Raw genomic sequence first — 8,446 nt, forward strand, 5'->3', positions numbered from 1 at the left:
GCGGGGTCGATATCGAACCGCAGAAGATTGTCGAGCGGCAATCCCAGGTAATAAGCGATGAGGCCCCGGATGATGTCGCAATGGCTCACGGCAACGATCGTCTGGTCCGGATGCCAGCCGGCGATCTCCTCGATCTGGGTGACGGCGCGGCGGCAGGCCTCCTCCATGCTCTCCCCCTGCGGCGGCCGGGCGATGCTTCGGGCGCTGTTCCACTGGTCCCACTGCGGGTCGCCCTCCAGCCGGTCGAAGCTCATCCCGGTCCAGTCGCCGAAATCGACCTCGTCGAGCCCGTCCGCGATCTCGACCTTCAGCTCATGCTGCTCCGCGATCGTCCGCGCGGTGTAGTAAGCGCGCTCGCGCGGGCTCGAATAGACGGCCGCAAGCGGCTCCACCCCCAGCAGGTCGGCGACGATCTCGGCTTGCTCGAGCCCCTCGGGGCTGAGCGCGATGTCGCGCCTCCGCCCGGTCAGCGTCTGCCCGAGCTCGACGTGCGCCGCATGGCGGATGAGAAGGATAGTGGCGGTCACAGCCCAATCGGAACCGACATGTAACGATCTCGTTCCTGCTTTTGTGATCTTTGAAAGAGCAGTTCCAAGCCGCTGTCAAACCTCGTGCGAATGGATCGCATGCGGAACAAAGTAGATGAAGAAGCATTACGGGCGGTGATGAAGAAGATGATCCTGCTCCCGCAAACGGGCCGGAATCGGTTCTTCGGCTGCCATAATCACCAACGGGGGACGCATTGCCAGAAAAGATTCTGATCACCGGCGGCGCCGGCTTCATCGGCCGCGCCGTCTGCAGGGAAGTGCTGAAGCGGGGGCATGAGGTTCGGGTTCTCGACAGCTTGATCGAGCAGGTCCACGGCGATCGGGAGCGGCCGGACGATCTCCCGGAAGACGTCGAGCTGATCCGGGCGGACGTCCGCAACGGCGATGCGGTCGCGAAGGCGCTGAAGGGCGTCGACAGCGTCATCCACCTCGCTGCCGAGGTCGGCGTCGGCCAGTCCATGTACGCGGTCGAGCGCTACACCTCGGTCAACGACGTCGGCACTGCGGTCCTGTTCGAGAAATTGATCGACGATCCCGTCCGCCGCGTGGTCACCGCCTCCTCGATGAGCATCTACGGCGAAGGCCTTTATGTCGATGCCGACGGTAATCCGGTGCACGAGGCCAAGCGCCAGGCCCGCACCAGCGAGGACCAGAGCTGGGACCCGGTGGACGCTGAGGGCCGCCCGCTGAAGCCGGTCGCAACGCCCGAGACCAAGCGGCCCGATCTCGCCTCCATCTACGCGCTCAACAAATATGTGCAGGAGCGCACCACCATGATCATGGCCGAGGCCTATGGCATGGAGGCCGCCTGCCTTCGCCTGTTCAACGTCTACGGCCCGGGCCAGGCGCTCTCCAACCCCTATACGGGCGTGCTCGCGATCTTCGCCTCGCGGCTCCTCAACGGGCAGCAGCCGATGATCTTCGAGGATGGCGAGCAGCGCCGCGACTTCGTCTATGTCGGCGACGTCGCCCGCGCCTTCGCCGACGCGCTCGAGCTTCCGCAGGCACATGGCGAGATCTTCAACATCGGCTCCGGCAACGACCGGTCGGTCACCGAGGTCGCGCAGGAGCTCGCCCGCGCGATGGGCAAGAACGACATCTCGCCCCAGATCGTGGGCAAGAGCCGGATCGGCGACATCCGCCACTGCTTCTGCGACGGCACCAAGGCCGCCGACAAGCTCGGCTTCCGAGCCACCCAGGATTTCGGCGAAGGCCTTGCCGAGCTCGCCGAATGGGTCGCTGGCGAGACGGCCGACGACCGCGTCGATCAGGCTCGGGCCGAGCTCGAGGCGAGGGGGCTGGTGGCATGAGGGGCATCTCGAAGATCCTCCCCGGGACGGGGAGGGGGACCAGCCGCAGGCTGGTGGAGGGGGCCCTGGGTCCGGCAGTGCGTGTGGAGGGCCCCCTCCACCCCCGCCTGCGGCGGCGGTCCCCCTCCCCGTGCCGGGGAGGATCTCTATGAGCGCCATCCCCACCACCCCCACCGACACCCGCCCGGTCCTCGTCACCGGCGGGGCGGGCTTCATCGGCTGCAACATCGCCAACCGGCTGGCCGAGGACGGGCACGAGGTCCTGATCTACGACGCGCTCTCCCGCCCCGGCGTCGAAAAGAACCTCGCCTGGCTGAAGGAGCGGCACGGCGCCCTCATCACGGACGTCGTCGCCGACATCCGAGACGAGGACGAGCTCGCCCGCGCCGCGCGCGAGGCGAAGGCCGTGTTCCACATGGCGGCGCAGGTCGCGGTCACCACCTCGATGGTCGATCCGCGCGAGGATTTCGAGATCAACCTTCGCGGCACATTGAACCTGCTCGACGCTCTGCGCCTGAAGAACGATGGCACGCCGGTGATCTTCGCCTCCACCAACAAGGTCTATGGCGATCTCGCCGACATCGACTTCCGCCTCGAAGGCCAGCGCTACGTCCCGCAGGACCGGCATGTGCGCGATCACGGCATCTCCGAAGCACGCCCGCTCGATTTCCACACGCCCTACGGCTGCTCGAAGGGCGCGGCGGACCAATATGTGCTCGATTATTCGCGGAGCTTCGGGATCCCCGCCGCGGTCATCCGGATGAGCTGCATCTACGGCGTTCGGCAGATGGGCACCGAGGACCAGGGCTGGGTCGCCCATTTCCTGATCCGGGCGCTCGAAGGCGAGACCATCACGCTCTACGGCGACGGCTATCAGGTCCGCGACATCCTCGACGTCTCCAACGCGGTCGAGGCCTATCTCCACGCTTGGCAGCATATCGGCCGCCTCGCCGGCCGCGCCTTCAACCTCGGCGGCGGGCCCTCGAACGCCGTCAGCCTCCGCGAACTCCTCGCCCACATCTCCGACCTCACCGGCCGCGAGACCAGCGTTCGCTTCGAGGACTGGCGGGCGGGCGACCAGCGCTATTTCGTCGCCGACACGCGCAGCATCCGCAGCGAGCTCGGCCTCTCGGCAGAGGTGCCGTGGAAGCAGGGCGTCGCAATGCTTGCCGAATGGCTGCGCGAATCCCGTGGGCTCGATCGCGAAGTTCCGGCAGAGCAGCAGGCCGTCGCGTGAAGAGCCGGATACTACATCTCCCCTCCCTTGAAGGGAGGGGATTAAGGGGTGGGTGGCGACTGAGCGGGGTCGATCCCCGCGAAGGCGCATCGGGCAGGCATCGAGCCCGCCCGATGCGACCCACCCCCACCCCCTCCCTTGCAGGGAGGGGAGCCCCATGAAGCAGCCGAACCTTCGGCTCCTCCTCACCGCCGACGCGGTGGGCGGGGTCTGGCAATATAGCGTCGATCTCGCCCGCGGCCTCTCGAAGCTCGGCGTGGAGGTGGTGCTCGCGATCCTCGGCCCGTCGCCGTCCGAGGCGCAGCTGAAGATGGCGGGGAGCATCGAGGCCCTCACGCTCGTGGACACCGGCCTCCCGCTCGATTGGCTCGCCCGCACCCGCGCCTCGGTCCGGAAAGCGGGGGAGGCGGTCGCAAAGCTCGCCAAGTCCCACAATGTCGATCTCGTCCAGCTGAATTCCCCGGCCCTTGCAGCCGAAGCCGAATTCCCCGTGCCGGTCGTGGCCGTCAATCACAGCTGCCTCGCAACCTGGTGGGGCAGCGTGAAGGGAGAGCGGGTCGACGGCGCCTTCAAGTGGCGCTCCGATCTTGGCGGTGAAGGCCTCCGCAGGGCCGCTCGGGTGGTGACGCCCACCGCCGCCTTCTCGGAAGCCACGAAGAAGGCGCACGATCTTCCCGTGCTCCCGACCACCGTCCACAACGGCCGGACGCCGCTGGCGCTGCCGCGGGTGGCGCCGCACGACTTCGCATTCACCGCCGGGCGCCTCTGGGACAAGGGCAAGAACGCCGCCACGCTCGACCGCGCCGCCGCGGACCTGCCGGTGCCGCTCTACATGGCCGGGCCTCTCGAGGGGCCCAACGGCGACTCCACCCGGCTCGACCATGCCCGCGCCCTCGGCAATCTCGGTGAAAAGGAGCTGGCGCGCTGGCTTGCGGCCAAGCCCGTCTTCGTCTCGGCGGCCCTCTACGAGCCTTTCGGCCTCGCAGTCCTCGAGGCCGCCGCGGCCGGGTGCCCGCTCGTGCTCTCGGACATCCCCACCTTCCGCGAGCTTTGGGACGGCGTCGCAACCTTCGTCGATCCGATGGATCCCATGGCCTACGCCAGGGCCGTGGAGGCGATCGTCGGCGACGATTATCTCCGCACCGCGATGGGCACGGCGGCAAAGGAGCGCGCCGGCCGCTACACGCCCGAAGCCATGGCCCGCGAGATGCTTGCCATCTATCGCGAGCTCGCCGCTCCGGCGAAGCAGGGCAGGGTGGCGGCGTGAAGATCGTCTATTTCACCCATTCGCTGGCCTCCTGCTGGAACCACGGCAACGCGCACTTCCTTCGCGGCGTGCTCCGCGAGCTGATCGCGCGCGGTCACGAAGTTGTCGCCTACGAGCCCGCCAAGGCCTGGAGCATGGAGAACCTCCTCAAGGATCATGGCGAGGAGGGGCTGGAGCCCTATCGAAAGGCCTATCCGGAGCTCAGCTCCACCACCTTCGGCAAGCGGCCGGCGCTCGGCCGGATGCTGGACGGCGCCGATCTGGTCATCGTCCACGAGTGGAACGAGCACGATCTGGTCGCCGCGATCGGCGAGCGCCGGAAGCGGGGCGGGCGCTTCACCCTCCTGTTCCACGACACGCACCACCGCGCCGTCAGCGAACCCAAGTCGATGAAGGCCTACGACCTGTCCGGCTATGACGGCGTCCTCGCCTTCGGGGAGACGCTGGCCGAGGTCTATCGCGGCTGGGGCTGGGGCAACAACGTCTTCGCCTGGCACGAAGCCGCCGACATCCGCCACTTCCACCCGCCCGAAGTGGAGCAGGAGCGCTCCGGCCTCGTCTGGATCGGCAATTGGGGCGAGGGCGAGCGCACCAAGGAGCTGAAGGAGTATCTCTTCACCCCCGCCCGCGAAGCCGGCCTGCCGCTCGACATTTACGGCGTGCGCTACCACGAGACCGCGAAGAACACGGTCCGCCGCTACGGCGGCCGCTACCACGGCTGGCTCGCCAACGCGCAGGCTCCGGAGATCTTCGCCCGCCACCTCGCCACCGTCCACGTGCCGCGCCGCTTCTACACGAAGATGCTCCCCGGCATCCCCACCATCCGCCCGTTCGAAGCGCTCGCCTGCGGCATCCCTCTGCTCTCGGCGCCGTGGAGCGACAGCGAAAACCTGTTCCGCGTCGGCGAGGATTTCCTGATGGTCTCAACCGGCGCCGAAATGGCCGACGCCATGAAGCGCCTGAAGTCCGACCCGGACCTCCGCGCGTCGCTCGCGCAAAAGGGCCTCGAAACTATCCGCGCCCGCCACACCTGCGGCCACCGCGCGGATGAGCTGCTGGGCATCGTCGAGCGCCTCAAAGCTCCCCTCCCTGCAAGGGAGGGGGTTGGGGGTGGGTCGCGGCTGAACCGGCTCGATGCCGGTGAAGACGCATCCTCGCGGGCATCGAGCCCGCTCGTCTGCCACCCACCCCTCGATCCCCTCCCTGGGAGGGAGGGGAGAGAGCAGAGGATCCCCGCATGAAAATCGCATTCTACGGCTCCAGCCTGCTCTCCTCCTACTGGAACGGCGCAGCCACTTACTATCGCGGCCTGCTCCGCGATCTCGCCGGCCGCGGCTACGACATCACCTTCTACGAGCCTGACGCATTCGACCGTCAGCAGCATCGCGACATCGATCCGCCGGAATGGGCGAAGTCGGTCGTCTATCCCGCCACGCCCGAAGCCATGCGCGGAGTGCTCGAAGAAGCCCGAGCCGCCGACATCGTCGTCAAGGCGAACGGCGTCGGCGTATTCGACACCGAGCTGCTCGAAGGCATAATCGAGCACAGCCGCCCCGGCGCGATGCGCATCTTCTGGGACGTCGATGCCGCCGCCACGCTCGAAGAAATGCGCTCCGACGAAAGCCACGTCGTCCGCCGTATGCTGCCCGATCTCGACATGGTGCTCACCTATGGCGGAGGCCCGCCGGTGGTGAACGCTTATGAGGGGTTCGGCGCCCGCCGCTGCGTCCCGATCTACAACGCGCTCGATCCCACCACCCACCACCCTGTCGAGCCCGACGAGCGCTTCGCCTCGGACCTGGCCTTCCTCGGCAATCGCCTTCCCGACCGCGAGGCGCGGGTGGAGGAATTCTTCCTCCGCGCCGCCTCCGCCCTCCCCGATCGAAGCTTCCTGATCGGCGGCAACGGCTGGGAGACGAAGGAGATGCCCGGCAACGTGCGCCACCTCGGCCACGTCTACACGCACCAGCACAACGCCTTTAACTGCACGCCTCTGGCGGTCCTCAACGTCGCCCGGCACAGCATGGCCGATATCGGCTTCTCCCCCGCCACCCGCGTGTTCGAGGCGGCCGGCGCCGCCGCCTGCCTGATCACGGATGCCTGGGAGGGGATCGAGCAGTTCCTCACCCCCGACGAGGAAGTCCTGGTCGCCCGCGACGGCCAGGACGTCGCCGAGCACGTCCGCGCCCTCACCCCCGAGCGCGCCCGCGAGATCGGTCAGGCCGCCCTCCGCCGGATCCTCGCCGAGCACACCTACACCCATCGCGGCGCCGAAGTGGACGCGCTCTGGAAGGCCGAGTTCGCCCAGCAAAGGACCGCCGCATGACCGAGCGCCCGATGCGCCTCGTCGTCCTCGGCCTTTCGCTTTCCTCCTCCTGGGGGAACGGCCACGCCACGACCTTCCGCGCGCTCCTCAAGGAGTTCGCCGCCCGCGGCCATGATATCCTGTTCCTGGAGCGCGATGTCCCCTGGTACGCCTCCAACCGCGACGTCACCGATCCCGATTATTGCCAGCTCGCTTATTATTCCGATCTCGCCGGCTTGGACAAATGGCGCTCCGACATCGCCGCGGCGGACGCGGTCATGGTCGGCTCCTACGTGCCCGAAGGCGTCGCCGTCGGCCGCTTCGTCCAGGAGACGGCACAGGGCGTCACCGCATTCTACGACATCGACACGCCGGTGACCCTGGCCAAGCTCGAACGCGGCGATTTCGAATATCTCTCGCCCGAGATCGTCCCCGGCTACGACGTCTACCTCTCCTTCACCGGCGGCCCCACGCTCCGCCACCTCGAGCATCATTACAAATCCCCCGCCGCCCGCGCGCTCTATTGCTCGGTCGACCCCGACGCCTATCCGCCGCTCGACGTGCCCAAGAAGTGGGACCTCTCCTATCTCGGCACCTACAGTCCGGACCGGCAGCCGACGCTCGAGCGCCTGCTGATTGAGCCCGCGCGCCGCATGCCCGATCGCCGCTTCGTCGTCGCCGGCCCGCAATATCCCGCCGACATCGACTGGCCCGCCAACGTCGAGCGGATCGAGCATCTGCCCCCGCGCGACCATCCCGAATTCTACGCCGCCTCGCTCTTCACCCTCAACGTCACCCGCGCCGACATGATCGCCGCCGGCTGGTCGCCCTCGGTGCGCCTGTTCGAGGCCGCGGCCTGCGCGGTCCCGGTCATCTCCGACAAATGGGAGGGCATCGACAGCCTCTTCACGCCCGGCAGCGAGATGCTTCTCGCCGAAAGCAGCGACGAGGTGATCGCCATCCTCAACCGCTTCGGCGAGGCGGAGGCGCGGGCGATGGGGCATGCCGCCCGCTCCCGCGTCCTCGACGGGCACACCGCCGCCCACCGCGCCGCCGAGCTCGAACGCCACCTCCGCGAAGCGGCCGCCGCCGCCGCCGCGCCCGAGCTGATGGAGGCGTCGTGACTCGGCAGAGAGGCTGGATCGTTGCTCATGTGAACCAAAGCCGGATTGCCGCGTTCACCTAGAGACTAAGTAGAAGAAGTCATTGAAGAAGCTGAAAGGGGAGCCGCCGCGTGAAGAATGGAACGACCAAGACGGCGCTGGTCACGGGCGGCGCCGGGTTCATCGGCTCCCACCTCATCGATGCCTTGCTGGCCGAAGGCGCCACCGTCGTCTGCCTCGACAATTATCTCACCGGCCGAGCCTGCAATCTCGACCACCTGAAGTCCGAGCCGCGCTTCGATTTCGTCGAGGCCGACATCGTCGATCGGCTTCCCGCGAAGCTCCGCCTCGCCCGGACGCCGTTCACCCACATCTACAACCTCGCCTGCGCCGCCTCGCCGCCGCACTACCAGGCTGACCCCGAGCATACGATGCTCACCTGCGTGCTCGGCACCCGCAACCTCCTCCGCCTCGCCGAGGAGATGAACGCCCGCTTCCTCCTCACCTCGACGAGCGAAGTGTACGGCGATCCCGAAGTCCATCCGCAGCCCGAGGGCTATCGCGGCTGGGTCAATTGCACCGGCCCCCGCGCCTGCTACGACGAGGGCAAGCGCGCCGCCGAGACGCTCACCTTCGATTATGCCCGCGCCGGCCGCGCGGAGGTCCGCGTCGCCCG

At 67.9% G+C, this 8,446-nt stretch carries 8 protein-coding genes; 7 read left to right on the top strand and 1 reads right to left on the bottom strand.

Annotated features, from left to right (window positions below):
- A partial coding sequence (locus tag VF662_RS14930; protein ID WP_464142676.1) for a histidine phosphatase family protein occupies nt 1-527 on the bottom strand: 527 nt, incomplete at its 3' end.
- Nucleotides 528-742: 215 nt separating this feature from the next.
- Between VF662_RS14930 and VF662_RS14935 the strand changes: the two genes are divergently transcribed.
- The 7 genes from VF662_RS14935 to VF662_RS14965 form a co-directional block, all read left to right on the top strand.
- Entirely contained in the window at nt 743-1,858 is a 1,116-nt protein-coding gene (locus VF662_RS14935) for an SDR family NAD(P)-dependent oxidoreductase (RefSeq protein ID WP_464142677.1), read from the top strand.
- 148 nt (nt 1,859-2,006) lie between these two features.
- Nucleotides 2,007-3,095 (top strand): SDR family NAD(P)-dependent oxidoreductase, encoded by a 1,089-nt coding sequence (locus VF662_RS14940; protein ID WP_464142679.1) that lies wholly within the window; start codon nt 2,007-2,009, stop codon nt 3,093-3,095.
- A gap of 157 nt (nt 3,096-3,252) precedes the next feature.
- Nucleotides 3,253-4,362 (top strand): glycosyltransferase family 4 protein, encoded by a 1,110-nt coding sequence (locus tag VF662_RS14945; RefSeq protein ID WP_464142681.1) that lies wholly within the window; start codon nt 3,253-3,255, stop codon nt 4,360-4,362.
- The gene (locus VF662_RS14950) at nt 4,359-5,603 is read left to right on the top strand and encodes a CgeB family protein (protein ID WP_464142683.1); all 1,245 of its coding nucleotides are present in this window, start codon (nt 4,359-4,361) and stop codon (nt 5,601-5,603) included. The genes VF662_RS14945 and VF662_RS14950 overlap by 4 nt, the downstream gene beginning before the upstream one ends.
- Entirely contained in the window at nt 5,600-6,688 is a 1,089-nt protein-coding gene (locus VF662_RS14955) for a CgeB family protein (protein WP_464142685.1), read from the top strand. Before VF662_RS14950 ends, VF662_RS14955 begins: the two co-directional genes overlap by 4 nt.
- Before the next feature lie 11 nt (nt 6,689-6,699).
- On the top strand, nt 6,700-7,791 hold the full coding sequence (locus VF662_RS14960) for a CgeB family protein (RefSeq protein ID WP_464142689.1): 1,092 nt from the start codon (nt 6,700-6,702) through the stop codon (nt 7,789-7,791).
- 110 nt (nt 7,792-7,901) lie between these two features.
- Nucleotides 7,902-8,446 (top strand): GDP-mannose 4,6-dehydratase (locus VF662_RS14965; RefSeq protein ID WP_464142687.1); only part of this gene is annotated, 545 nt, incomplete at its 3' end.

Origin of the sequence: Allosphingosinicella sp., assembly GCF_036387215.1 — a bacterium.
GTDB lineage: Bacteria > Pseudomonadota > Alphaproteobacteria > Sphingomonadales > Sphingomonadaceae > Allosphingosinicella.